The following is a 23,204-nucleotide window of genomic DNA, read 5'->3' as shown; positions in this document are numbered from 1 at the left end:
AAAGGGTGATTCGGGAGCAGAAATCGCCCACCTTAAAAACAATATTTTATAGGCTGGGACGGCCAATCAGATTTATGCCGAGCATAGAGTCTGCTTGAAATGGGTTACAAGTTGTGAGCAAGGCATCCGCGTTCGACATGAACGCACTTGACAACAGAATCAAGGAACTTGTCGCTTACGCACGTTCGCGTGACGGCGAAGATAGATCAACCTTGTACCGTAACCTTATTGATCTGTTTCTGACAGGCAAGGCCCCAAAAGCAGACCATACCCGCAGCCAGTTACTTGATGTTATTGAAGCCATGATCCCGCATGTTGATAGCGAAACCAGACGCACGGCAGCAGATCTGCTTGCCAACATGCTCTTGCCACCCTCTGATCTTGCCTTAAGACTGTGCCGTGACCGCGCCAGTATTGTAGCAAACCTTATTAAATTAGCTCCGTTTGATGAAGATGATATCATTGAGTTGATTGGCCGGACAGGGCGTGAGCACCATCAAATTTTGGCAACACGAGAAGACCTGTCTGCAAACGTGTGGATTGCCCTTGCCCGTGCTGCGCCAAGCGCCCCTCCTTTTGACCACCAGTCTACCCTTGCACTCTGGAGTGATGATTTAGGTATTCTGCGCACGGCACCAAAACATAGTCCGCGCCAAGACACCGCAACCGTTACACCGCTGCACCCGGCTCGCCTTGATCAGATGCACGCAGAAACACCGCATCAAGCGGCCACAAACGGTATTCGCATTATAAAAACCGGCGATGATCTGATTGCAGAGCGTGCAGACACAAAACCTAATGCTGCGCAAGACAATGAAAAGCTTCCGCACACGGCATTAAAACAGCCAGCACCAAAAGAAACGGAGCCGGAACGAAAAACTGTTTCCAAGCCATCGGTGAATAACGCAGCGCTGCAACAGTTTTTAACCGAAGATTTTGCAACCTCCCCCCTAAAAGACCCCGGCCCCGGTGGCTGGTCATGGCAAACAGACCGGGATGGCATTGTAATGCAGCTTTCACCTTACGGCGAAAAACTTCTCGGCGAAACCAGCGTTGCACTTGGGGCATCCGTCCTTGACTTGCTGGGTTTGAACGCAAAGCTGGGGCATCCGGTTGCGCGGGCTTTCCAGCGCCGCAGCACGATCCATGATGCGCCCATTCACCTTGGCATGCTCGACAAACCGCACCAGCACTGGACGCTGGAGGCAACGCCTCTCTTCAGCGCACACGGTGGCATATTTGAAGGATATGAGGGCATTTTAACACCCGTAGTGCCCGCCAGCAACGATGACAGCTTTTTGCTGAACGATGATGATGGCAGCGCCATGTTCCTAGATGATCTGCACGGGGACGATGAAGACGATGCCCCAATAGAGAAACAGCCTTATTTCAAGCGCCTCGACAAAGAGCCTTTACCCTCGCAAGAAAGGCTTAATACACCAGAAGAATCGGTATCTCTTACAGACGATACCACCTCTCTTATATCTGCGACAACAGCCACAGCGGTAGCAGATATAATTAAAGATGCTTTTGGTGGCTTGCACACAAATAATGCACCAAAAGAGCCACAAGAAACCGCCGCACCACAACCAGCAGAAAGCACACCCGATACAAACGTTGCTGCCGCACCGGGCATTGAACAAATGCTTGCCACACTCGAAGTGTTGGATGAAGCTTTGAAACGGTTAACTGATGCTGCAAAAACATCAACAAACCCTGGCGTTCGCCTTCAGGGTGATATTGCCACAGCTTGTGCCCGCTCGCTGAAAGAGCAGTTGCTCAGTAAACAGTAACATCCTGTTGCCATAATTGATATTTACTTCCATTCTATGTATACCGGATATGCAATTATGGGAGCTATGCATGACACTTTACGGGGCTACCTGCTACAAACTATATCGCCGCATTACTGCTATTCTGGTGCTCACCTTCCTGAGCATAACTGCTACAGCAGGTGAAGGTCCGGCCATTTGGAAAGTGTCCGATGAGGATAGTGAAATCTGGCTTTTTGGCACAATCCATATTCTAAAACCCGATACAGATTGGTATTCTCCGGCTCTGAACAAAGCGTATAATCGGGCAGATGTAGTATATTTCGAAGCCCCGGCTGACCCAGCGGGAATCAAGCCTTATGTTATGAAATACGGCCTGAACACAACAGCCCCCTTGAGCGCCCAAATGACTTCAGAAGGCACGGAATATCTGGCGCAGGTTATTCAGATGCTTGGCTTGCCGCAAAACTTTCCGCAGCAGCTAGAACCTCTAAAGCCTTGGCTTGCTGCCGTGCAGATAGCCAATGTACAAATGCAGGCAAGCGGCGCTGACCCTGAACTGGGCGCTGACCGGGTATTATCAAAACGCGCAGCAACTGACGGCAAAAAAATGGCCTATCTGGAAACAGATGCAGACCAGGTGATGGCACTTGCCAACCTCTCCCCTTCTGCACAATTGTTTTTTCTGGAAGATGGCCTGAAAACCATGATTGAAGACCCAGACATGGTCGATGAGCTGATTGAAGGCTGGCGCACAGGTAATGTGGCTCAGGTTGATACAATTTTACTAGAAACTTTGGAAGCTCACCCTGAACTGCAAAAAGCGCTTTTGCTGGACAGAAACCAAAACTGGGCCAATCAGATCAACGAAATTTTAAAAGGGTCTGGCACAGTATTGATAGCTGTTGGTGCTGGCCACCTTGTAGGGCCTGATTCTGTTCAGGAATTACTACGTCAAAACTTTGGTATTATTGCAGCACGTGAATAACACTTTGTATATATAGAGGCACAGGCAGGCTAGGTATTCCCGGACCCGCCTGTGTAAAACTATCAGCCTTATAGCCTAGCCTCCAGAGCGCAAGCCCGCTGCCGCAGTCATACTGCTGCTCGGGCGCGACCAAATGCTGTAAGTACAGCTTGATCCTTTGCAAATACTAACCTTTAAACCTTCTTCAATAAGGTCCAGTTTACCGTCCAGCCCCCTACCTTTTGTAGACATTGCCACTTTGCCTTGGGCCCATTTATCTGAGGCCTTTTTATCAATAGGCCGAAAACCTTTCAGTATTTCGCCGCCCAAAACCTGCTCGGCACCGGTTTCTGCCCACACAATGGTGCCGCATATCCGCTTTGCTGAAGTACCGCACGGTGCGATCTCAACAATTGCCTGCTGCCCTTCCGTAAGCCAGTAACCAGCAACCATATTTTGATCTTCCGCCTGCACAGGCACTAAAGCACCCGCACATAATACCCCAGCTAGTAAGCTGTTTTTCATATAGAAATTCATGAGTGTATCCTCGCTCTTCATTAAGGTTGTATGGATGCTGCACATTCCGCCAGCTTCGCCATCACAGTAAGATGGGTACCTTATGAAAGGTTTACAGATACGCGTCCTGCTGATTTTTAAATCAGCTATAGTTTTAAGAAATCAGCTGATATTTTCAAAAATCAGCAAGCGCTTTTTTGCGAAACTCAGTGGGGGTCATGCCTGCACGCTCTTTAAAAGCGCGATTAAAAGGCCCAAGAGATCCATACCCAAGCGTCATGGCGACAGTCAACACAGGCACATGGCGTTTATCCACATCAGCTAAATGCGATTTGGCAGCTTCTACGCGGTGATGATTAATATAATCAGAAAAATTACGATACCCTAAATGCTGATTAATAAGGCGGCGCAAGCGGTGCTCCGGCATGAGTGCCGCAGAGGCAAGACTGCTTATTGTCATGCCTTGCTCAAGCAGCGCTCCAATTTTTACAAGTTTTTCAAGCGCCAACAAATCATGCCTGTCTTGCTCATTCGGCTTTTCTGTCCGTAATTTAACCTCTTGCTCAGCTTTACCAAAAACCCATTCGCCTTCAATGCGCGTCATATGCATAAGAAGATAAAACATAATGGCAAGAATAAAGCCTGACTGCACAACCCTAAAAATATGTGCCACTTCAGGGGCATAGCCCACCAACCATGTTTCATTGATGATGACCGCTGCAAAAATAACCGAAACAGCGCTTACAAATACCATTCGGAATTGCCTGCGTTTTTCCACAAGGTCTTCATCACGGCCAGACCAGGCAACCAACAGTAAGTGACACACAATAACAACCTTGATCAGCACGATTAGGGTGCTTGTAAGCCAGCCAAACGGACCAGCCCCCAGAAGAACCGGGTGGGTGCCAGACGGTAAAATCAGTGGCAACTGACCAGTTATGATGTAATATTGAATATACTGACCTATGCACAGAGCTTTAAAAGCACCTCCAACAACATAATGCAGGCGGCTTAACCGAAAAGAATCGTCAAATAAAGATAAGCAAAACAGCCATATGGCAATGGGCGAGATAATACAAACCAGCAACAGCAGTAGCATCCATGCGCCAATGGCATCACTAAGCCCTGGCCAGTAGCACATCATATAAGAGGCATTAGTAAGGGCTGCTAATACAGCAAGTCTGGCTGGCAGGCCGTGAACCGCATCGCGCCATATAAGTACAGCTATATAAACAGAACATGTGATGGCACCAAATCTGAACAAATTGTCCAGTAACTCCAGCATTTGTATTCCCCACGCTTTAATTGCTAGCCGGTCATGGCAATATTATACAGGCACAGGCTGCCTCATTCAAAGCAGAAGATTACATACCCCCGGTTACAATTATGAATATACCATTTTACCTAGCCCCCCACATTTCGCATGGCATTAGGCACTTGCATAAAAAGCCATGTTACGTTAAAAGTGACAATATTGTTTTTTATATTGATATTTAATCGAAAAAAACGATTACAGTAATCACTTTAAACCGCGTTGATTTTACCTTGAAAAAGCATAAAGTAACGCCGACTTAGTTAAGCAGTACTGCTGTCATATAAACAGCGTATGCATAACTGAAATTCAGTTAACCTTTAATTTTAAGACGAACAGGAGGCCCTAATGGCTGTACTAGCAGGCAAACCAGCACCAGATTTTACCGCAGCAGCGGTAATGGAAGATGGCAGCATCAACGAATCCTTCAACCTGAAAGAATATATCGGCGATGGGTACGGCTTGGTATTTTTCTATCCGCTCGATTTTACATTTGTGTGCCCTTCTGAAATTCTGGCATTCCACAACCGCATGAAAAAGTTCAAAGAACTTGGCGTGAAAGTTGTTGCCGTTTCTGTTGATAGCCAGTTCTCGCACGCTGCATGGCGCAACACGCCAACAGCAGAAGGCGGCCTTGGCCCTGTTGACTTCCCAATGGTTGCAGATATCACAAAACAGATTTCACGCGACTATGACGTTCTGATCGAAGCAGACGGCGTTGCTCTGCGCGGCACATTCCTTATTGGTAAAGACGGTAACGTTTGGCACCAGTATGTAAACTTCCTGCCGCTTGGCCGGAATGTTGACGAGTTTGTTCGCCTTGTTGAAGCACTTCAGTTCCATGAAGAGCACGGCGAAGTTTGCCCTGCTGGCTGGAACAAGGGCGATGAAGGCATGAAAGCTGATGCAGACGGTGTTGCGGCTTACCTCAGCAAGCATGCTGGCAAGCTCTAAACCTTCTGAATAATGTTTATTTTAAGGGCCTGCATTTTGTAGGCCCTTATTTTTTGCGCCTAACCCATCAATTTTTTCAAAAATTTTACAAATCTGCTAAGGAAATATTAACTGAAACTGTTTCATAATATTCTCTAATAATTTATAATATTTACAGACATTGCGATTGGGGTCATTTATGTCTGACATTATATTTAAAAAAGCTAATTCAACGACACGTGAGCCTTTATGTTGCTAAAGAACATATCCCTCAGTATTTTACTGTTTGCAATTGTATGCCTGACGCTCCTTTTGTTCGTCCACCCTACGCCTGCAGCCATAGTCAGCCTGCTAGTGGTTTTGCCAATTATCTCACTCGCCATTGTGCAACCCAAAAGACGCTGTAAATCTTGCGGTGAAATTTTCACTCTGACACCGCTTACCTACCTTCACTCACGCTTCAATATGTTAAAGTGCCCGCGCTGCAACGAAGCGGTTAAGCATTCCCATTCCATCTAACTGAAAACGATAGGCCTTTCTGACTTGAGGCTCCTAAAATATAGGTAACGCCTGCAGTATCGGCTTTCTCGATTAACATAATCGAAACAATCCATTGTAATTGCGCAGCTTATGGATTGGCATTTTCCACCAGAACCATTATGTAAAACAGCAAGAGACAACACGCTGGTGAACACTGGCGCCCCAGAGATACATAAGGATAGTATTATGAGTGATGTAAAACATACCAGTATGCTGATAATTGGTTCTGGCCCGGCGGGCTATACAGCCGCGATTTATGCAGCACGTGCCAATCTAAAACCTACTATTGTTACAGGCATGCAGGCAGGTGGCCAGCTCACTATAACTACCGACGTGGAAAACTATCCAGGCTTTGCTGAAGCTATTCAAGGCCCAGAATTGATGGAGGCAATGCGCCAACAGGCCGAAAATGTGGGTACAGAAATTATTTACGACCTTATCACAGAAGTAGACCTGAAAGCCGTACCAAAGCGTGCAGTAGGTGATAGCGGAACTGTTTACACAGCCGATACCATTGTTATCTCCACAGGCGCACAGGCCAAATGGCTTGGCTTGCCAACAGAAGAAAAGTTTAACGGGTACGGTGTTTCAGCCTGTGCCACGTGCGATGGCTTTTTTTACCGCGGCAAGGAAGTAATCGTTATTGGTGGTGGCAACACCGCTGTTGAGGAAGCTCTGTATTTGGCCAATATTTGCAGTAAAGTAACCCTTGTCCACCGCCGCGATGAATTGCGCAGCGAGAAAATTCTGCAAGACCGCCTCTTCAAACTACCTAATGTTGAGGTTAAGTGGAATTCTGTTCTTGATGAAGTTTTGGGAACAGAGGCGCCCTTAGGTGTAACCGGTGTACGTCTTAAAAATACCCAAACCGGCGAAACCGAAGAACTATCGGTACACGGTGTTTTCATTGCTATTGGTCACACACCATCAACCGAACTGTTCAAAGGCCAGTTACCTATGGATAGCGAAGGCTACCTTATCAAGCACCCAGACAGCACTAAAACCGATATTCCGGGTGTTTTTGCAGCAGGTGACGTAACCGACAAAGTTTACAGGCAGGCTGTAACCGCAGCAGGTATGGGCTGTATGGCAGCACTCGAAGCAGAAAAATATATTGCAGGCCTCGAGCACGCCTAAACGATGGCATAACTCAGTAAAGGCCCTTCAAACCTGAGGGGCCTTACTTTAAGCAGTTGCAACACTGGCCATTAAATTATCTTTGGCAGCATAGCCTTCGTCAGTAAGGCTTATAATGGTGTCGTCTCCACCCGTATTTTCCAATGAGAGCAACCCGGCACCACCCGCTGCCAGCAATGTTAAATGATTGTAAACATCCAGCTCAGCCATGTGCACTTCCTGCGCAAGCGAGCCAACAGTCACCAATGATGGCAAATCAATGAAAACCAAAAAACAAACAACAGCTTCTGCTGTCACCCCAGGATAGCTGGTTTTAAAAAAATTGGCCGCGCTTTCAAGTAGAGCTTTATTATTCACTCAGCAACTCACTTTGATCATATTATGACGAAGCAAAACCAAGTATGGTTTCCTGCGCAAAAGATTACCAGAAAAAAACCATCCCTCATACTTCTGCTAAAGCTTGATCAATCCGTAAAGGAATGAAATAGTTAATATTCGCGTTCAAAAGGATAGTCTATGGACTGGGACAGACTTCGGATTTTTCACACAGTAGCAGAATCAGGCAGCTTCACCAATGCCGGTGCACGCCTAAACTCTAGCCAATCCGCCGTTAGCCGGCAGATCAGGGCGCTTGAAGAAAGCATGAAGGTTTCCCTTTTCACCCGTCATGCACGCGGCCTTGTTCTCACTCAGGAAGGACAGGAGCTTTATAATACCGCCCGCGAAGTTGTGCTGCGTATCGAAGAAACCGAACGCAGCCTGATGGAATCTAAGGAGCGCCCTTCCGGGCTGTTACGGGTTACAACCATGGTAACCTTTGGTGCTGTATGGCTCACGCCTCATCTTGAGCACTTCATGTCAGAATACCCTGATATTGATATCAAGCTGATTCTGGATGATGAAGATCTTGATCTGGCAGCAGGTGAAGCTGATGTTGCGATCCGCCTGCACGAACCAGAGCAAGCAGACCTGATACAGCGACCACTGGCAACCTTTCATACGCATATCTATGCAAGCCCTGAATACCTTGACCGCAAGGGTATGCCCATCCGTATTGAAGACCTCGATCAGCACGACTTGATTGCCTTCGGGAACAGCAAGGTTAGCACCCTGCAAAACTTGAACTGGCTTGTGGAACTCAGCACAGGTAAAAAACGGCGCAGACCCCGACTTGAAATTAATAACCTCTACGGCATGCTTCATGCCGTTGAAGCCGGGCTTGGTATTGCAGTATTACCAGATTACCTTGTGCACAACAGAAAAAAGCTTGTCCGTGTTTTACCTGATGTTGAGGAACAACCGTTCAATAGTTACTATTGCTATCCTCCCGAACTGAGAGGTTCCTTAAGGGTTGCTTTATTCAGAGATTTTATGGTCCGCCAGATTCGATCTGAAAGTAATATTTTATAGTATTTCACAGCACCTAAAAATTAATTTTTATTAACGTTTTCACTATTTTAGCAGCTTTTACCGTGAATGCCTACAAAGGCTCTTTATTGCTTATCTTCCCGGACAAATAGCTAAACTATTGCAAAATAAAGATATTTTTTTCATAGCGATACCATTAACCAAGCAATGCGTTTCACAAATAGTTCACATAGCACAGACATGCAAAAAACGCATATCTGATACGACTATAAAAAGGGTTTTCCAGGCAAGAATTCAATCCTATATACCCATCAAGCCAAACGGAAACGTATCTCCCTGCGAATTTGTTAAAGGCTTTAGTTTTGAGTAAATGTACAGTGATTTGACGGTTTTCCGTCATAAAGGCCGGCTCCGGGACCCTCCCCCCTCCCCCACTTCCCCCGGGGCCGGCCCTTTTATTTAGCTCCTAGTGAGCTTCCTCCCTGAATGATACCTATACGGCTTGCTTTTGCAGGCCGTTTTTTTTTGCGCGCTTTATAAAAAGGGCCACCCCAAAAGGGGCAGCCCAAATTGTAATCGATGAAGAATCTATACTGGTATATTTCTAGCCAGCAAGTTCGGCGCCGCGCTTTGATGCAGCTGCAATCGCACGCTCCAGCAAACGGGTCATTGCGCTATCATCCATCAAAACATCAAGCGCCGCAGCCGTCGTGCCGCCTGGGCTTGTAACACGCTTACGCAGTTCAGCCGCTTCTGTTGCCTGATCATCTTCCATCAAACGCCCTGCGCCAATAACAGTCTGCCGCGCAAGTGCCATAGCCGTCTTCGCATCTAGGCCTTCTTTTACGCCAGCAGCGGCCATGGCCTCAACCAAATGAAAGACATATGCAGGGCCACTGCCCGATACCGCCGTTACCGCGTTCATCAATGTTTCAGATGGTATCCATACAGCCGACCCTGTTGCAGAGAGAATATCAAGCGCAAGCTGTTGGTTTTCAGGTGAAATATCATCAGCCGTTACACCCGTAATGCCAGCACCAACAGCCGCTGGTGTATTGGGCATAGACCGCACGTAAACCGCTGGCTTGCCAATACCCTTTTGCATCTGGTTAAGCGTTACACCCGCAGCAATGGAAATGATCAGCGTTGTGGGTGCCGTAATCGTTGCAACAGCAAGCAATATAGTGTTCATGATCTGTGGCTTAACCGCAAGAATAACCCCGCGTGCCATAATGCCTTTTGGCAGGGCATCTGCCCCTTTAACAAAATTAGCCGCCGGAACAGATGGAAAAGAATCAGCTGTTGCAAATGGGTCTGCCACATACAAGGCTTCTGCGGGCAGACCTGCCTTTAACCAGCCACTGGCAAGTGCCCGTCCCATATTACCAAAACCAACAAGAACAAGTGGATGCTGTGCAGAAAATACATGGTGCATGAAAAAACCCTGAACTGATTATAAAAAAAGAAGGGCAGAGCATAGCCCCACCCGTCTCGTACATCAAGCCTGCCAATCATGCAGACTGTATAAACTAAAACCTGACCACAGTAATTATTTTAAGCGCAGCCTGCACACTCTAGCATTGCTGATTCTATGGCTTCGGCAGGCGTTTGACCGCCCCACATAACAAACTGGAATACAGGATAAAAACGCTCGCATTCACCCAAGGCTGTTTCAATCATTGTTACCATATGGTCCTCGCCGATTCCCCCAAGAAGTGGGTCATTAGCAAGGCTTGCATGGCGGAACAAAAGAACTTCTTCTTCTGACCAATATTCAAAATGGCCAATCCACATACGCTCGTTAATAAGGCCAATGACCTGATAAATATCAGATTGGCGCCCTTCAGGCACCCTAAGGTCAAACAAACAGGCAAATTGCAGCGTTTTGAAATCTTCACGCCAGAAAACCCGAAACTGCATTTCGGTGTATTGGCCCGAAATAAACATGGTTAATTCATGGTCGCTATGGCGCTCAACAGCCCAATCATTAGCGCCTGCAAGCTCTTCTGCCATGTCAACAGGATTACTGACGGTTATTTCCGAATGGCCGGTACTGAGTGTGGTCATCTCAAATCCCCCTCGGAGATGCTCTTGCCGGAAGCCAATCCGACAAGATGGGTTGTCGGTAGCGCCTTAGTATTGATCAACCAGAAACACGAAATCTGGATCCCTTTAACTAACTTAACACTAAATATAGGGTGCCAGCCCACAGCGACGCTTGCAAGGGTTTAATTATATTTTTGTATTTTTTCTGTGGAAAACTTATTAAAAGCATCATTCTATTTTGCTGATTCAAGTAGAAAATTCAGCTTGTTAGCAACAAGAATTGAAGCAGATTATTGGAAGAAATTTTCATGAAAATAGCGTAAATTATTTTGCTTTTTTCTTCTTCATGAGCTCTATTTCAGCGCGTAAATCTTCATTTTCCATACGGGCCTTTTCTGCCATCGCCCGAACTGTTTCAAATTCTTCCCGCGTAACGAGGTCCATTCCAGCAAGCTGCCGATCAAGCCATGACCGAAATGCCTCTTCCATTTCGCTTTTAACACTATGGGCTGCACCAACCGCGCCGGTTGCGAGTTTTGCCATATCATCAAAAAACTTGTTGCTTGTTTGCATGTCATCTTCCCTTCATGTCTACAAATCACATATGGGGCAATAAATACAAAATTGCAATGGCGGCGTGCACCACCACAAGAGCGACATATTCCTGTATGAATACTTGACACCTGAGCCTTACCCCGCATGATGCAGAAAATTCATAGGACATACAAATATGCAGGAACTTTTCGCCGCTAGCGTGCTGACATACCCCCAGATTGATCCAATTATTTTTGCAATCGGCCCTGTGGCAATCCGCTGGTATAGCCTTGCCTACATTGGCGGTATCATGTTTGGCTGGTGGTATATTCGCACCTTATCCAGAAAACCCGGTGCTGCCATGTCAGAGAGTCACGTGGATGATTTTGTAACATGGGCAGTGCTTGCCGTCATTATTGGCGGCCGCATTGGGTATGTGCTGTTTTATAATTTGCCTGCCTATATGAACGACCCTCTTGCCATATTTCGCCTGTGGGATGGCGGCATGTCTTTCCACGGCGGGTTCGCAGGTGTGGTTGTTGCGGTTATTCTGTTTTGCCGCAAGCACGGGCTCGAACTGATGCGGGTTTCTGACCTGATGGCGATTGTCGCCCCGGTTGGGCTTTTTGCAGGGCGCATTGCCAACTTTATAAACGGCGAGTTATGGGGCCGGCCAACAGATGTAAGCTGGGCAATGATATTCCCAAGCGACCCCCTGCAGGTGCCCCGACACCCAAGCCAGCTTTACGAAGCGCTTGGCGAGGGGCTGATTCTTTTTCTTATTCTACAGCTTTTGTACCATAAAACCCGTGTCGCAAAAGATATGCCGGGTGTTCTAGCAGGCCTCTTTATTGCAGGCTACGGCTTGGTGCGCATCTTGGTGGAATTTGTAAGGGAACCAGACGCACAGCTTGGGCTAACCTCTGGCATATCACGCGGACAGATGCTTTCTGTTCCCATGTTCCTACTAGCGCTTTGGCTTATCTCAAAAGGCTTTCAGCACAAGGCAAAGAAAGCGAAAAAACCATGACAGAAAACGCCCTTAAAAAGCTAATGATCGAGCGCATTGCCACATCAGGCCCCATGACTATTGCAGACTATATGGCCGAGTGCCTGATGCACCCAGAGCATGGGTATTACCAGAAAGAAACAGTTTTTGGGGCAGACGGTGATTTCATAACCGCGCCTGAAGTTAGCCAGATGTACGGCGAAATGCTCGGCCTTTGGCTTGCTGACCGCTGGTATAAAATGGGTAAACCTGACGGTGTACAGCTTATAGAACTAGGGCCGGGGCGCGGCACATTAATGTCTGACATGCTACGCGCCACAGCTGCGGTTGAAGGCTTTCAGTCTGCCCTTACCGTTCATTTTGTTGAAGCAAGCGAGCAGCTTAGAAAGCTGCAAGCAGAGCTGGTGCCCTTTGCACACTGGCACGATACGCTGGCACAGGTGCCAGACGGCCCAAGCCTGATTGTGGCGAACGAATTCTTCGACGCCCTGCCCATTCATCAATTTGAAAAGTTCCAAGGCAACTGGCTGGAGCGCCGCATAAATGCAGAGGGAGAGGACTTCACCCTTGTGCTTACGCCGCCCACACCCAAGCTGGCGCTGACTGAGGAAACATTAAGGCAATCAGGTGCTGAAGGGAGTATTCTAGAGGTCTGCCCCAGCGCGCTTTCTATCGCTGGCGACATTGCTGAACGGCTGGATAAAAACGGCGGTGCAGCGCTTATTATTGATTATGGCTATAGGAAAAGTGCCCACGGCGATACATTCCAAGCCCTTAAAGAACATACATTTATCAGCCCGCTTTTAGAGCCAGGCACCGCCGATATTACCGCCCATGTTGCGTTCGATCAACTTGCAAAGGCAGCCACATCAAAGGGCGCTGTATCATACGGTCCTGCCGCCCAAGGCATGTTCCTAATGGCGCTGGGAATCGGCGCTCGCGCCCAACAGCTTTCAGACCATATTGGGTCAGAAGAAGGGCAATCACGCATTTTGTCTGAATTAAAACGCCTGACAGCCGGTGAAGAAATGGGTACACTTTTTAAAGTGTTAGCCTTGCAGGATAAAAAGCTTGCACCACCGGCGGGATTTTAAAAATGAAAAATGCACCCATGATGAAAGGGCTGATCAAGTCGCCCTACATTCAACTGCCCCATGCTTTTTTTCCAAGCAAAGGCGGTATATCAAGCGGCATATACGCAAGCCTTAACTGCGGCACGGGGTCTGATGACCTACCGGAAAACATTGCTGCCAACAGGCGAATCGCCTTGCAATATCTAACAAACGGCAAACGCCCGCCGCCACTTGCAACCCTGTACCAAATCCACAGTGCAGATGTTCTAACCCTTACAGATGACTGGGAAGTAGACCCGGATAACAGGCCCAGAGCTGATGCCCTTGTTACCAAACAAACCGGGGTTGTTCTTGGCATTTTAACCGCAGACTGCACCCCGGTATTATTCATTGATTCTGATGCAGGCGTTATTGGTGCAGCTCATGCTGGCTGGAAAGGCGCTCTTGCGGGTATTCTGGAAAACACCATTGCTGCGATGGAGGCCTTGGGCGCAAGCAGGGACCGAATCCATGCAGCTGTTGGCCCTACTATCCACCAGCAAAGCTATGAAGTAGGCAGTGATTTCAAAACCGTTTTCACAGATACAGACCCTGATAACGATTCTTTTTTCATCGCTGGCACAAACCCAGACCATTACCAGTTTGACCTGCCCGGCTTTGTTTGCACGCAACTTGGGAAAAGTGGTCTTACATCTGTCTGGAGTGCCGGCACTGACACCTATAAAAGCCTGGATCACTTTTCTTACAGACGCACCACCCATAGGGGCGAACCAGACTATGGCCGGCAACTTTCCGCCATTATGATACCGGCTTAAAATACCGGTGCCCTTGTCCTGTATTTTACATAATCCAGCAACTTATTTGAAACATTTTGCCCGTGCGGCTTTACACAGTGGCTTTGCACTGTTAAAGGTCCGGCAATATTGGTCAATCTTCATCACCGTGGAGGCCATTTGATGGGCATGAAGATTTTAACCGGGAACTCGAACCCGGAACTAGCGGAAGCAATCGCCGCTTATCTTAATATCCCGCTCGCGAAAGCGTCTATAAAGCGCTTTTCAGATCAGGAAGTATTTATTGAAATTCTGGAAAACGTTCGCGGTGAGGATGTTTTCCTTGTGCAGCCGACAAGTTACCCAGCAAACGACCACATGATGGAGCTGCTTGTTTGTATTGATGCCCTAAGACGGGCTTCAGCACGGCGTATTACAGCAGTTATTCCGTATTTCGGTTATGCTAGGCAGGACCGTAAACCCGGCCCCCGCACACCAATTTCAGCAAAGCTGGTTGCCAACCTGATCACAACAGCAGGCGCTGACAGGGTTCTGACAATTGACCTACACGCAGGCCAAATTCAGGGCTTCTTTGATATCCCGACAGATAATCTCTATGCCATGCCTGTGCTGGTGCGTGATATGAAAGAAAAATATGCAGGCCGCCCTACAACAATCGTATCGCCCGATGTTGGCGGTGTGGTTCGGGCACGCGCCTATGCTAAACGAATGGATTCGCCGATTGCGATCATTGATAAACGCCGCGAACGCGCCGGTGTTTCTGAGGTGATGCACATTGTGGGTGAAGTAGAAGGCACAAACTGCGTGCTGGTTGATGATATTGTCGACAGCGCCGGTACCCTTTGTAATGCAGCCCAAGCTTTGCTAAGCGCTGGTGCAAAATCTGTTTCAGCGTATGTTGCGCACGGTGTTCTCTCTGGCCCTGCTATTGACCGCATTGCGGCGAGCGGCCTTGATGAAGTGATTATCACAGACAGCATCAGACCAACAGCCGGTGTGAACACCAGCAAAAAGGTGAGAGTTGTTACTGTGGCACCGCTTCTGGCAGAGGCAATGAACCGCATTGCTCATGAAACAAGTGTTTCAAGCCTGTTTGATTAAAGCAGCAACGACATAATACCCAAAAGCCCTGCTTCTTAGCGGGGCTTTTTTATAGCCAGACTTATAAGCAGATAATGCTGTGTATCCCAGACAAAACCTTTACCGGCACCCCTCAACCGCCTTGCTGAAGGCCGCCTTAAACGCTGGATTTTTGGCTTGATAAGCTGGTGTTACTTCAAACCCGGTTTTGTAACGCGCATATACCGTGCGGCGCAGGCTTTCTGCAATAGCGCGTGCGCCAGGTTTCAGCAAATGTATAAAGTCAGGCGCCAAAATCGCATCAATTCGCCCCTCCAGAAGCCAGAGCATCATGTGGTTTTCATCGTCAGTACTGAGGACATAGCGATAGCCATTATCTTTGAGGTATCCCTCTGGAGCAGATTTTGGAAATGCTGTTACTTTCACCGTTTTCTTAAAATCGTCTGTAATGGGATCCAAGGTAATTTCAGGCCGAATAAACCAATAAATAATTATTTCGCCTAATGGCACCAACTTCTCTTTTTTGCCGGGTGCGCCGTCATCAAACAGCGGGAACCAAAGATCAAGACCGCCGGCTTCCTCCACCCATTCTTTTCGGTTCATGGTTACGGCATTAATTGAATAAGACATATGAAGCGCTGCCATACTGCATTTAAACACATCAACCACAGGCCCTGTAAAAGAACCATCTGGCTGCTGTTTCGCCTCGTCACTTTCACCGTGAACATAAAGCCGAACAGGCGCTGGTTTCTGTACAAGTTGCCCGGCATCTAATGCGTAGGAAGCCTTCGACCCGACGGATAAGAAGCACAAACAAAAAAGTGTAAAATACAGTAGCCGCATAACAAAATACTCAATACAAAATAATATCCTGGCCCTAGCCGCCATGACTAAACCTGCCTGAATTATGGCTATCTTTTACTAAAACTCGTTAATAACAGGCTAACTTTTTAAATTAAAGTGTCAATATGCTTGCAATTCTGCGGGATTCACGCTAAATCGCGCGCACTTGGGAAGGATTGCCTTTTCAGGAAAACCCGTCCTTGCATCCCTGGAGGAAGTGACGGTCAGTAACCGGATGGTCCGGCTACTGAATATAGTTTGGAGAAAGTGAATGGCAAAAGTCATCACCATCGAAGCGGAACCACGTGATCGGGTTGGCAAGGGAGCCTCTCGCGCAACACGTCGTTCGGGCTTTGTACCTGCCGTTATATACGGCGACAAAAAAGAGCCAGAATCAGTAAAAATTCGTCTGAACGAAGTGGTTCGTCTCTTGAACCGTGGCGGTTTCATGTCTCATACATTTGAAATCAAAGTGAGCGGCAAGAAAACATCTGTTCTACCACGCGATCTGCAACTACACCCTGTTTCTGACGTACCAATGCACATCGACTTCTTGCGTCTTGGCAAAGGTGCTACAGTGATTATGGCTGTACCAGTGCATGTAACAGGCGAAGAGAAATCAACTGGCCTGAAACGCGGCGGTGTTATCAACCATACCCGTCACGAGATCGAGCTTGAAGTACAGGCAGATGCTATTCCAGAATTTATCGAAGTATCAGTTGCGAAACTTGATATCGGTGACGCCATTAAAATTTCTGACGTAACACTGCCAAAAGGCGCAAAACCAACAATCACTGACCGCGATTTCACAATCTGCGCGATTGTTGCACCGTCTGGCCTCAAGTCTACAGAAAATGCTGAAGCAGATTCTGACGAAGACGAAGAAGACACAGAATAAACAGCAACTTATGGGTATGCCAGTTATACTCATAACTGAAGGGGTTTTTCATGCTGCTATTTGTAGGGTTAGGTAATCCCGGCAGCAAATATGAAAACCACCGTCACAATGTTGGTTTTATGGCGGTGAATGAAATCGTTCGCCGCCATAATTTTTCGCCAGACCGAAGCCGCTGGCAGGCCCTAACATGCGAGGGCACACTCTCTGGCACAAAAATCGTTGCCATTAAGCCCCAAACCTTCATGAACGAAAGTGGCCGGGCTGTTGGCGAGGCTATGCGCTTTTTCAAGCTTACCCCTGCTGATGTTGTGGTTTTCTATGATGAGCTTGACTTGGCATTTGGCAAGGTGAAGGTAAAGGTTGGCGGCGGTGCTGCTGGCCATAATGGCATACGGTCTATCACCAGCCATATTGGCCCTGATTTCACCCGTGTTCGCATAGGCATTGGCCACCCGGGTGACAAAGCCCGTGTACATGGTCATGTGCTGGGGGATTTTGCAAAAGCAGAAATGCCCGAGCTGGAAAAAATACTGTCTGCTTTAGCATCAGAAGCTCGCTATCTGGCAGAAAATGACTACCCGCGCTATATGAGCCAACTGGCACTTGTAATGCAGCCACAGCGACCAAGCTCTGGCACCTTAAAACCGGAAACGGTCGTGACCACTTCCCCTGTAAAAAAGGCGGATCAGTTTAAAAAGCAATCTGATGAAGGGCCGCTTGCTGATGCACTGCGCGCTCTCAAAAACGGAGATACATAATGGGTTTTAAATGCGGCATTGTCGGATTGCCAAATGTGGGTAAATCAACCCTGTTTAACGCGCTTACGAACACAGCAAGCGCGGCGGCGGCCAACTACCCCTTTTGCACGATTGAGCCAAACGTTGGCCAAGTACCAGTGCCTGATGAACGCCTGTTCAAACTTGCTAAAATTGCTGGCTCAAAGGAAATTATCCCCACACAGCTTTCCTTTGTTGATATTGCGGGCCTTGTTCGCGGTGCCTCTAAGGGCGAAGGCCTCGGTAACCAATTCCTTGCCAATATCCGCGAAACTGACGCCATTTGCCATGTGCTACGCTGTTTTGAAGACGATGACATCACCCATGTTGATGGCCGCGTTGACCCAGTATCTGACGCAGAAACCATTGAAGTAGAGCTGATGCTTGCAGACCTTGAAAGCCTAGAGGGCCGTATCCACGGTCTTGGGCGCCGGGTGCGCGGCGGCGACAAGGAAGCCATTGCTATTATGGCCCTGATCGACAAGATCATACCACTATTGAAAGACGGCAAACCTGCGCGGATAGTGGATGTTAAAGACGAAGAAGAAGCAAAGGTTCTGCAAGGCATGCAACTGTTAACCGGCAAGCCTATCCTTTATATCTGCAACGTGGATGAAGATAGCGCCGCTGAAGGCAACGCGTTTTCTACAGCTGTTGCTGAGATGGCGGCCAAACAAGGTGCTGGATGTGTTATTATTTCTGCGGCGGTCGAATCAGAAATTGCACAGCTTGATAATGATGCAGAGAAAGCCGAGTTTTTAGAAACTCTTGGCCTTGGCCAAACTGGCCTCGCCCGCGTTATTCGCGCAGGCTACGACCTTTTGGAACTAATCACCTATTTCACTGTTGGCCCCAAAGAAGCCCGTGCATGGACAATCACCAAAGGCACCAAGGCACCGCAAGCCGCAGGGGTGATCCATACTGACTTTGAAAAAGGCTTTATCCGCGCTGAAACCATTGCCTACAATGAGTATGTAACCTTAGGCGGTGAGCAAGGGGCGAAAGATGCAGGCAAGATGCGTCTGGAAGGCAAAGAATATCTGGTAGTAGACGGCGACGTTCTGCACTTCCGGTTTGCTAACTAATCTCTAAAAGAATATTTTACCGCCTGATCTTCTAGCTTTATATAGCTATTCAGGCGGTATTTTTTTGCCCGCTACACAAGTATTTACGCTTAATCAAAAACAACCCATTCAGCAATACCTCAGGTAACCTTTTGTTTTTATTTACATTTAAATAAAAAATCTTTTCAAAAAAGTCTTTTACGCCCCCCTTGCCTTGTTAAGAACAATATGCAATAAGCCTTTTCTAATATTAATAATCATTATTAATTGCATATAAGCATTCAGTGTGAATTACCACCATGAGTGCACATTAGTGTAAAGGGAATTTCATCATGCCTTCCAGTTGTTATCAGTACCTGACGCCTTCAACCTACAGAAAAAACCGTATTCTGCTAGGCCTTGTTACATCATGTGCCTTAAGCGCTGTAACACCTCAGATTGCTCAGGCAGCCAGTACAAAAACAGCAGACGATATGGAAGAGATTATCGTCACCGGTTCATATACAACAAACGACAGGCTGGATTCGGCAACAGGCCTTGGTTTATCGTTGCAGGAAACACCGCAATCCGTATCTGTAATGACATTTCAGCGTATTGAAGACCAAAACCTTAACTCCTTAACCGATATTGTGATGAACGCTGTTGGTGTTTCTGCAAAGGAATATGATAGTTCCCGCTTTGGCTTTTCAGCACGCGGTTTTGCCATTCAGAACTACCAGCTTGACGGTGTGCCTTTGGCGTGGAGCCCTGGCGGTGATTCTGGCGAAACACAGGTTGATACAGCCCTTTATGAGCGCATTGAAATTGTGCGCGGCGCGACTGGCCTGCTAACTGGCGCTGGCGACCCCTCTGCTTCGATCAATTTGGTGAGAAAACAAGCTAGCAGCCGCGAATTTAAAGGCAGCATTGCGGTTGATGCCGGTAGCTGGGATACATACGGCATAACAGCCGATGTCAGCACGCCGCTGAATAAGGATGGCTCTATTCGCGGACGTGTTGTTGCTAAATACCGCGACGGCGATTCTTTCCGTGACTGGGGCAGCAATGAAAAAACTGTTCTATACGGTGTACTGGAAGCCGACGTTACAGATCATTTCCTTATCCGTGCTGGCGCAAGCTACCAAGATAATAACCCAAAAGGCTCAACATGGGGCGGCCTACCCACATGGCACAGCGACGGTACCAGAACAGATTGGGACCGCACAAAAACGATAGCGCCTGACTGGTCTTTCTGGGCATCAAAAACTGAAAATTATTTTGCAAGCCTGATTTATGATTTTGCTGGTGGCTGGCAGGCAAAACTGAACCTGAACCGGAATGAAACATCCGCTGACCTGAAACTGCTGTATCTTTACGGCACGCCAGACATAGATACCGGCCTTGGCCTTGGGGCCTCCCCTTACCGGGCTAAAACAAGTAGCAAACAAAACAGTATTGATTTTCAGCTTACCGGCACCGTCAATCTGTTTGGGCGCAGTCACGAACTGGTTTTTGGTGGCCTGCATAGCAAGCAGCATTCAGAAGCACTCACTTTTGCGGCTACAGACATAGCACCAATCGGTAACTTTAACACGTGGGACGGCTCATACCCTGAACCAACATTTGCAGCCACCGGCGCTGTTGACGGTGATTATGATACCACGCAAACCGGCTTTTACGCGGCCACACGCCTGAATGTCAGCGATGCGTTGAAACTGGTTGTAGGAGGGCGTCTTTCAGAATGGCAGCAAAAAGGCCAGCTATACGGCACCGTGCGTGATTACGGTGATAGCGGCGTGTTTATCCCTTACGCTGGGGCGCTTTATACACTCGCTGAAAACCACACTGTTTATGCAAGCTATACAGAAATTTTCGAACCCCAAAACAGCCGCGACCGAAATGGTGACTTTCTGCCGCCTCTCACGGGGAAAAGCTATGAGGTTGGTTTGAAAAGCACCTTCCTAGATGATGCCCTGCACACAACAGCAACCTTGTTCCTTATCGAGCAGGATAATCTGGCGCAGCCCGACACCGGCTACCTGATCCCCGGCACTATATTTGAAGCATCGCGCGCTGCCCAAGGCACCAAAAGTAAAGGCTTCGAGCTTGAGGTTGTGGGTGAAATTCTACCCGGTTTGAACATGAGCATGGGCTATACCCAGTTTAAAGCTGAGGACGCAAACGGTGATGCTGTAAACACATCGCACCCCCGCAAAATATTTAAACTGTTTAGCACTTATACCCTGCCGGGTGAGCTAGACAGGCTAACAGTAGGCGGCGGCATTAACTGGGAAGGGAGCAACTATACTAATGCTACAAACCCCCTAACAGCTGCACCTGACCGGCTTGAGCAGGAAGGCTATATTTTAGCAAACCTGATGGCGCGCTTTGAGGTTAACGAGCAGATTTCCCTGCAAGCGAATGTGGAAAACCTGTTTGATAAAACCTATTACAGCCAAATTGGTTTTTATAGCCAGCTTGCTTACGGCGAACCACGCAGCTTTAGCGTAAAAGCCCAGTATAAATTCTAAGGCTGCACAACGGGGGCAAGTGGATGGCTTTATTCGACAAGAATTATAAGCCATCCATTTTACCATATGGGCCATTTAATAAGTAGACTAAAACATGCGTACAATTTTTGTGTATCTGCATCGCTGGGTTGGCTTAACAATAGCCGCCTTCCTGTTTGTAACAGGGCTGACCGGCGCTATTATTTCATGGGATCACGAACTTGATGCATGGCTAAACCCGCATCTGGTTGAGACACAAACACAGGGTACACCGCACCCTGTTCTTGAAATAATACAATCTATTGAACAAAAGTACCCCGAAATGGAAGTGCTTTATGCCCCGCTGATCACGGAAAAAGGCCATGCACTCGAACTATTTGTTGCGCCTAAAACCAACCCGGAAACAGGTGAGCTTTACCCCGCACATTTCAACCAGATATTTATAGACCCAGTAAGCAAAAAAGAACTGGGAACCCGATATTGGGGCACCGTGTGGCCAATCACCACAGAAAACTTTGTCTCCTTTCTCTATGTACTGCATTATAGTTTACATATCCCCGAAATGTGGGGGATAGACAGGTGGGGCGTGTGGCTGCTTGGCATCATAGCCTTGCTTTGGACACTGGACTGCTTTAGCGGATTTATCCTGACACTCCCCCGAAGGCAGCGAAAAAAGCCTGCGGCACAGTCACTAAAATCATGGTGGCAGCGCTGGAAGCCTGCATGGCTGATACGCTGGCGCGCTGGCGGCTACAAGCTGAATTTTGACCTGCACCGGGCTTTCAGCCTGTGGACATGGGGCCTTTTATTTGTTGTCGCCTTCACTGCCTTTTCCCTTAATCTTTACCGGGAAGTTTTTTACCCGGTTATGACACTGGTTTCTGATGTCACGCCCTCGCCTTATGATAGCCGCATACCAACGGCTGATAACCAGTATATTACGCCGCTTATCAGTAAAGCTGCTATTATTGCAAAGGCAAAGGAACAGGCTGGTACGCATGGCTGGCAGGAGCCTGCATCAAGCATATTTTACGCTCGGAACTTTGGCATATACAGGATAGAGTTTTCTAACCCTGAGGACGGCCACGGCGCAGGTGGTGTAGGCCACAAGGCCTTGTATTTTGACAGTTCAGATGGTCGTGAACTGGGCAGTTTTGAGCCGTGGAAAGGCACCGCAGCAGATATTTTTGTACAGGCTCAGTTCCCTGTACACTCAGGGCGCATCCTTGGGTTGCCGGGCCGTATTCTTATTTCAGGTATGGGGCTGGTTATCGCTATGCTTTCCGTTACAGGTGTTATTATCTGGCTTAAAAAACGAAAAGCGAGAAACCTGAAAAAAAGAAAAACGCCTTAATCGTTTTCAGTGCTGTATTCTTCTTCTGCTGAAACGGTTACAAGGCCGCTCCTAATGTAAGGAACCGCTGCCTGCGTATAGAGTAAAAAAGGCAGCCATAAGTAGCTCGTATTTTCACGCCTTATCAAATCAATAATAATGACAGCCCCTGCACCGATCAGAGGTAATGACCATGCTATATGAAACTTGCGGCGCAGTATAAGTCTCACGCGCTTATCATCAGCGCCTCTCCTCCGTTTCCAAAGCCGTGGCATAAGTGAGGCAAATGTCCAGAACACAACCATCGTTCCCAATAAAGCATCTATGGTGTTTTTACCCGGCAGCACATAAAACCAACCCAAATATGCACTAAGAAGCGCAATCCATGTGGGCACAAGAACCGCAAATAAGCTAAGGGCAAGGCGCATTCGCATTTGCACCGCAACAATAGGGTCAGGGCCGTTGATACGCTCCAGATAACAAAACCACATAGTGGCTAGGCAGAAAATCTGCAAATTAAGGATAATTTCCCAGAGCCAGCGCGCACGTAGAATACCAGAGCCCGTATATGCTTGCTCAAAATATAGGTACGACATCGCGCTCAGGACAATACCTGCAACGATAAGGGATAACCCCCCCAACAGCGACCGACCATCTTTTACTCGTACCATCACACGTGTACTCAAATAATACCCAACAGCCTAATATGCACCCGTCAAA

22 protein-coding genes are annotated in these 23,204 nt (G+C 47.8%); 14 read left to right on the top strand and 8 right to left on the bottom strand.

The features are described from left to right. Positions 1–113: 113 nt before the first annotated feature. A complete protein-coding gene (locus ICL80_RS06290) occupies positions 114–1,793 on the top strand; it encodes a hypothetical protein (RefSeq protein ID WP_194215243.1) in 1,680 nt (559 codons plus the stop codon). Positions 1,794–1,863: 70 nt separating this feature from the next. Beyond that, positions 1,864–2,760, top strand: coding sequence for a TraB/GumN family protein (locus ICL80_RS06285; RefSeq protein ID WP_194215242.1), 897 nt, complete (start codon positions 1,864–1,866; stop codon positions 2,758–2,760). A 75-nt stretch (positions 2,761–2,835) separates the two neighbouring features. Here the strand turns inward: ICL80_RS06285 and ICL80_RS06280 are convergent, their stop codons facing one another. Together ICL80_RS06280 and ICL80_RS06275 are read right to left on the bottom strand one after the other, a co-directional pair. Further along, complete coding sequence (locus ICL80_RS06280) at positions 2,836–3,276, bottom strand: DUF2147 domain-containing protein (protein WP_194215241.1); 441 nt, start codon at positions 3,274–3,276, stop codon at positions 2,836–2,838. A 154-nt stretch (positions 3,277–3,430) separates the two neighbouring features. Continuing rightward, on the bottom strand, positions 3,431–4,540 hold the full coding sequence (locus tag ICL80_RS06275) for an AraC family transcriptional regulator (RefSeq protein WP_194215240.1): 1,110 nt from the start codon (positions 4,538–4,540) through the stop codon (positions 3,431–3,433). A 375-nt stretch (positions 4,541–4,915) separates the two neighbouring features. Here ICL80_RS06275 and ICL80_RS06270 point away from each other — a divergent pair, with 375 nt between their 5' ends. Then, positions 4,916–5,521, top strand: coding sequence for a peroxiredoxin (locus ICL80_RS06270; RefSeq protein WP_194215239.1), 606 nt, complete (start codon positions 4,916–4,918; stop codon positions 5,519–5,521). Positions 5,522–6,226: 705 nt separating this feature from the next. Continuing rightward, positions 6,227–7,177 carry a thioredoxin-disulfide reductase gene (trxB, locus tag ICL80_RS06265; protein ID WP_194215238.1) on the top strand — a complete coding sequence of 317 codons (951 nt, stop codon included), beginning with the start codon at positions 6,227–6,229 and terminating at the stop codon, positions 7,175–7,177. A 48-nt stretch (positions 7,178–7,225) separates the two neighbouring features. Here the strand turns inward: trxB and ICL80_RS06260 are convergent, their stop codons facing one another. Next, a complete protein-coding gene (locus ICL80_RS06260) occupies positions 7,226–7,534 on the bottom strand; it encodes a hypothetical protein (protein ID WP_194215237.1) in 309 nt (102 codons plus the stop codon). A gap of 159 nt (positions 7,535–7,693) precedes the next feature. On the opposite strand from ICL80_RS06260, the gene ICL80_RS06255 reads away from it, so the two are divergent. Then, positions 7,694–8,587 carry a LysR family transcriptional regulator gene (locus ICL80_RS06255; RefSeq protein WP_194215236.1) on the top strand — a complete coding sequence of 298 codons (894 nt, stop codon included), beginning with the start codon at positions 7,694–7,696 and terminating at the stop codon, positions 8,585–8,587. A 562-nt stretch (positions 8,588–9,149) separates the two neighbouring features. Here the strand turns inward: ICL80_RS06255 and proC are convergent. The 3 genes from proC to ICL80_RS06240 form a co-directional block, all read right to left on the bottom strand. Further along, positions 9,150–9,980, bottom strand: coding sequence for a pyrroline-5-carboxylate reductase (gene proC, locus ICL80_RS06250; RefSeq protein WP_194215235.1), 831 nt, complete (start codon positions 9,978–9,980; stop codon positions 9,150–9,152). A 119-nt stretch (positions 9,981–10,099) separates the two neighbouring features. Beyond that, positions 10,100–10,612, bottom strand: coding sequence for a type III secretion system chaperone family protein (locus ICL80_RS06245; protein ID WP_194215234.1), 513 nt, complete (start codon positions 10,610–10,612; stop codon positions 10,100–10,102). A 303-nt stretch (positions 10,613–10,915) separates the two neighbouring features. Then, on the bottom strand, positions 10,916–11,164 hold the full coding sequence (locus tag ICL80_RS06240; protein ID WP_194215233.1) for an accessory factor UbiK family protein: 249 nt from the start codon (positions 11,162–11,164) through the stop codon (positions 10,916–10,918). Positions 11,165–11,321: 157 nt separating this feature from the next. On the opposite strand from ICL80_RS06240, the gene lgt reads away from it, so the two are divergent. The 4 genes from lgt (at position 11,322) to ICL80_RS06220 (ending at position 15,102) form a co-directional block, all read left to right on the top strand. Further along, positions 11,322–12,155, top strand: coding sequence for a prolipoprotein diacylglyceryl transferase (lgt, locus tag ICL80_RS06235; RefSeq protein ID WP_194215232.1), 834 nt, complete (start codon positions 11,322–11,324; stop codon positions 12,153–12,155). Further along, complete coding sequence (locus tag ICL80_RS06230; RefSeq protein ID WP_194215231.1) at positions 12,152–13,228, top strand: class I SAM-dependent methyltransferase; 1,077 nt, start codon at positions 12,152–12,154, stop codon at positions 13,226–13,228. The genes lgt and ICL80_RS06230 overlap by 4 nt, the downstream gene beginning before the upstream one ends. Before the next feature lie 2 nt (positions 13,229–13,230). After that, entirely contained in the window at positions 13,231–14,022 is a 792-nt protein-coding gene (gene pgeF / locus ICL80_RS06225; RefSeq protein ID WP_228073836.1) for a peptidoglycan editing factor PgeF, read from the top strand. Between the two features lie 147 nt (positions 14,023–14,169). Continuing rightward, a complete protein-coding gene (locus tag ICL80_RS06220; protein ID WP_194215782.1) occupies positions 14,170–15,102 on the top strand; it encodes a ribose-phosphate pyrophosphokinase in 933 nt (310 codons plus the stop codon). Between the two features lie 99 nt (positions 15,103–15,201). Here ICL80_RS06220 and ICL80_RS06215 read toward each other — a convergent pair whose 3' ends face one another. Further along, positions 15,202–15,924, bottom strand: a complete 723-nt coding sequence (locus tag ICL80_RS06215) for a hypothetical protein (RefSeq protein ID WP_194215230.1) — start codon at positions 15,922–15,924, stop codon at positions 15,202–15,204. A 271-nt stretch (positions 15,925–16,195) separates the two neighbouring features. Here ICL80_RS06215 and ICL80_RS06210 point away from each other — a divergent pair, with 271 nt between their 5' ends. From ICL80_RS06210 to ICL80_RS06190, 5 genes are all read left to right on the top strand, one after another. Then, a complete protein-coding gene (locus ICL80_RS06210) occupies positions 16,196–16,822 on the top strand; it encodes a 50S ribosomal protein L25/general stress protein Ctc (protein ID WP_194215229.1) in 627 nt (208 codons plus the stop codon). Between the two features lie 50 nt (positions 16,823–16,872). After that, positions 16,873–17,580: an aminoacyl-tRNA hydrolase gene (pth, locus tag ICL80_RS06205; RefSeq protein ID WP_194215228.1), complete on the top strand. Its 708-nt coding sequence runs from the start codon at positions 16,873–16,875 to the stop codon at positions 17,578–17,580. Continuing rightward, positions 17,580–18,683 (top strand): redox-regulated ATPase YchF, encoded by a 1,104-nt coding sequence (gene ychF / locus ICL80_RS06200; protein WP_194215227.1) that lies wholly within the window; start codon positions 17,580–17,582, stop codon positions 18,681–18,683. Before pth ends, ychF begins: the two co-directional genes overlap by 1 nt. Before the next feature lie 311 nt (positions 18,684–18,994). Next, entirely contained in the window at positions 18,995–21,172 is a 2,178-nt protein-coding gene (locus ICL80_RS06195) for a TonB-dependent siderophore receptor (protein ID WP_194215226.1), read from the top strand. Between the two features lie 94 nt (positions 21,173–21,266). Beyond that, entirely contained in the window at positions 21,267–22,505 is a 1,239-nt protein-coding gene (locus tag ICL80_RS06190; RefSeq protein WP_194215225.1) for a PepSY-associated TM helix domain-containing protein, read from the top strand. Here the strand turns inward: ICL80_RS06190 and ICL80_RS06185 are convergent. Further along, the gene (locus ICL80_RS06185) at positions 22,502–23,170 is read right to left on the bottom strand and encodes a hypothetical protein (protein WP_194215224.1); all 669 of its coding nucleotides are present in this window, start codon (positions 23,168–23,170) and stop codon (positions 22,502–22,504) included. The genes ICL80_RS06190 and ICL80_RS06185 overlap by 4 nt on opposite strands. Positions 23,171–23,204 lie beyond the last annotated feature (34 nt).

Source organism: Kordiimonas pumila (assembly GCF_015240255.1).
GTDB classification, from domain to species: Bacteria; Pseudomonadota; Alphaproteobacteria; order Sphingomonadales; family Kordiimonadaceae; genus Kordiimonas; species Kordiimonas pumila.
Note: the sequence above shows the minus strand (reverse complement) of the source record. Positions and strands in the feature narration are given on the sequence as shown.

Bases quoted from the DNA above. Each gene is read 5' to 3' on its own strand.
- trxB (WP_194215238.1), top strand. From the start codon at position 6,227: ATGAGTGATGTAAAACATACCAGTATGCTGATAATTGGTTCTGGCCCG.
- ICL80_RS06255 (WP_194215236.1), top strand. From the start codon at position 7,694: ATGGACTGGGACAGACTTCGGATTTTTCACACAGTAGCAGAATCAGGC.
- ICL80_RS06270 (WP_194215239.1), top strand. From the start codon at position 4,916: ATGGCTGTACTAGCAGGCAAACCAGCACCAGATTTTACCGCAGCAGCG.
- ICL80_RS06280 (WP_194215241.1), bottom strand. From the start codon at position 3,276: ATGAATTTCTATATGAAAAACAGCTTACTAGCTGGGGTATTATGTGCG.
- ICL80_RS06220 (WP_194215782.1), top strand. From the start codon at position 14,170: ATGAAGATTTTAACCGGGAACTCGAACCCGGAACTAGCGGAAGCAATC.
- ICL80_RS06190 (WP_194215225.1), top strand. From the start codon at position 21,267: ATGCGTACAATTTTTGTGTATCTGCATCGCTGGGTTGGCTTAACAATA.
- pth (WP_194215228.1), top strand. From the start codon at position 16,873: ATGCTGCTATTTGTAGGGTTAGGTAATCCCGGCAGCAAATATGAAAAC.
- ICL80_RS06195 (WP_194215226.1), top strand. From the start codon at position 18,995: ATGCCTTCCAGTTGTTATCAGTACCTGACGCCTTCAACCTACAGAAAA.
- ICL80_RS06215 (WP_194215230.1), bottom strand. From the start codon at position 15,924: ATGCGGCTACTGTATTTTACACTTTTTTGTTTGTGCTTCTTATCCGTC.
- ICL80_RS06230 (WP_194215231.1), top strand. From the start codon at position 12,152: ATGACAGAAAACGCCCTTAAAAAGCTAATGATCGAGCGCATTGCCACA.
- proC (WP_194215235.1), bottom strand. From the start codon at position 9,980: ATGCACCATGTATTTTCTGCACAGCATCCACTTGTTCTTGTTGGTTTT.
- ICL80_RS06210 (WP_194215229.1), top strand. From the start codon at position 16,196: ATGGCAAAAGTCATCACCATCGAAGCGGAACCACGTGATCGGGTTGGC.
- ICL80_RS06285 (WP_194215242.1), top strand. From the start codon at position 1,864: ATGACACTTTACGGGGCTACCTGCTACAAACTATATCGCCGCATTACT.
- ICL80_RS06245 (WP_194215234.1), bottom strand. From the start codon at position 10,612: ATGACCACACTCAGTACCGGCCATTCGGAAATAACCGTCAGTAATCCT.
- ICL80_RS06275 (WP_194215240.1), bottom strand. From the start codon at position 4,540: ATGCTGGAGTTACTGGACAATTTGTTCAGATTTGGTGCCATCACATGT.
- lgt (WP_194215232.1), top strand. From the start codon at position 11,322: ATGCAGGAACTTTTCGCCGCTAGCGTGCTGACATACCCCCAGATTGAT.
- pgeF (WP_228073836.1), top strand. From the start codon at position 13,231: ATGAAAAATGCACCCATGATGAAAGGGCTGATCAAGTCGCCCTACATT.
- ICL80_RS06240 (WP_194215233.1), bottom strand. From the start codon at position 11,164: ATGCAAACAAGCAACAAGTTTTTTGATGATATGGCAAAACTCGCAACC.
- ychF (WP_194215227.1), top strand. From the start codon at position 17,580: ATGGGTTTTAAATGCGGCATTGTCGGATTGCCAAATGTGGGTAAATCA.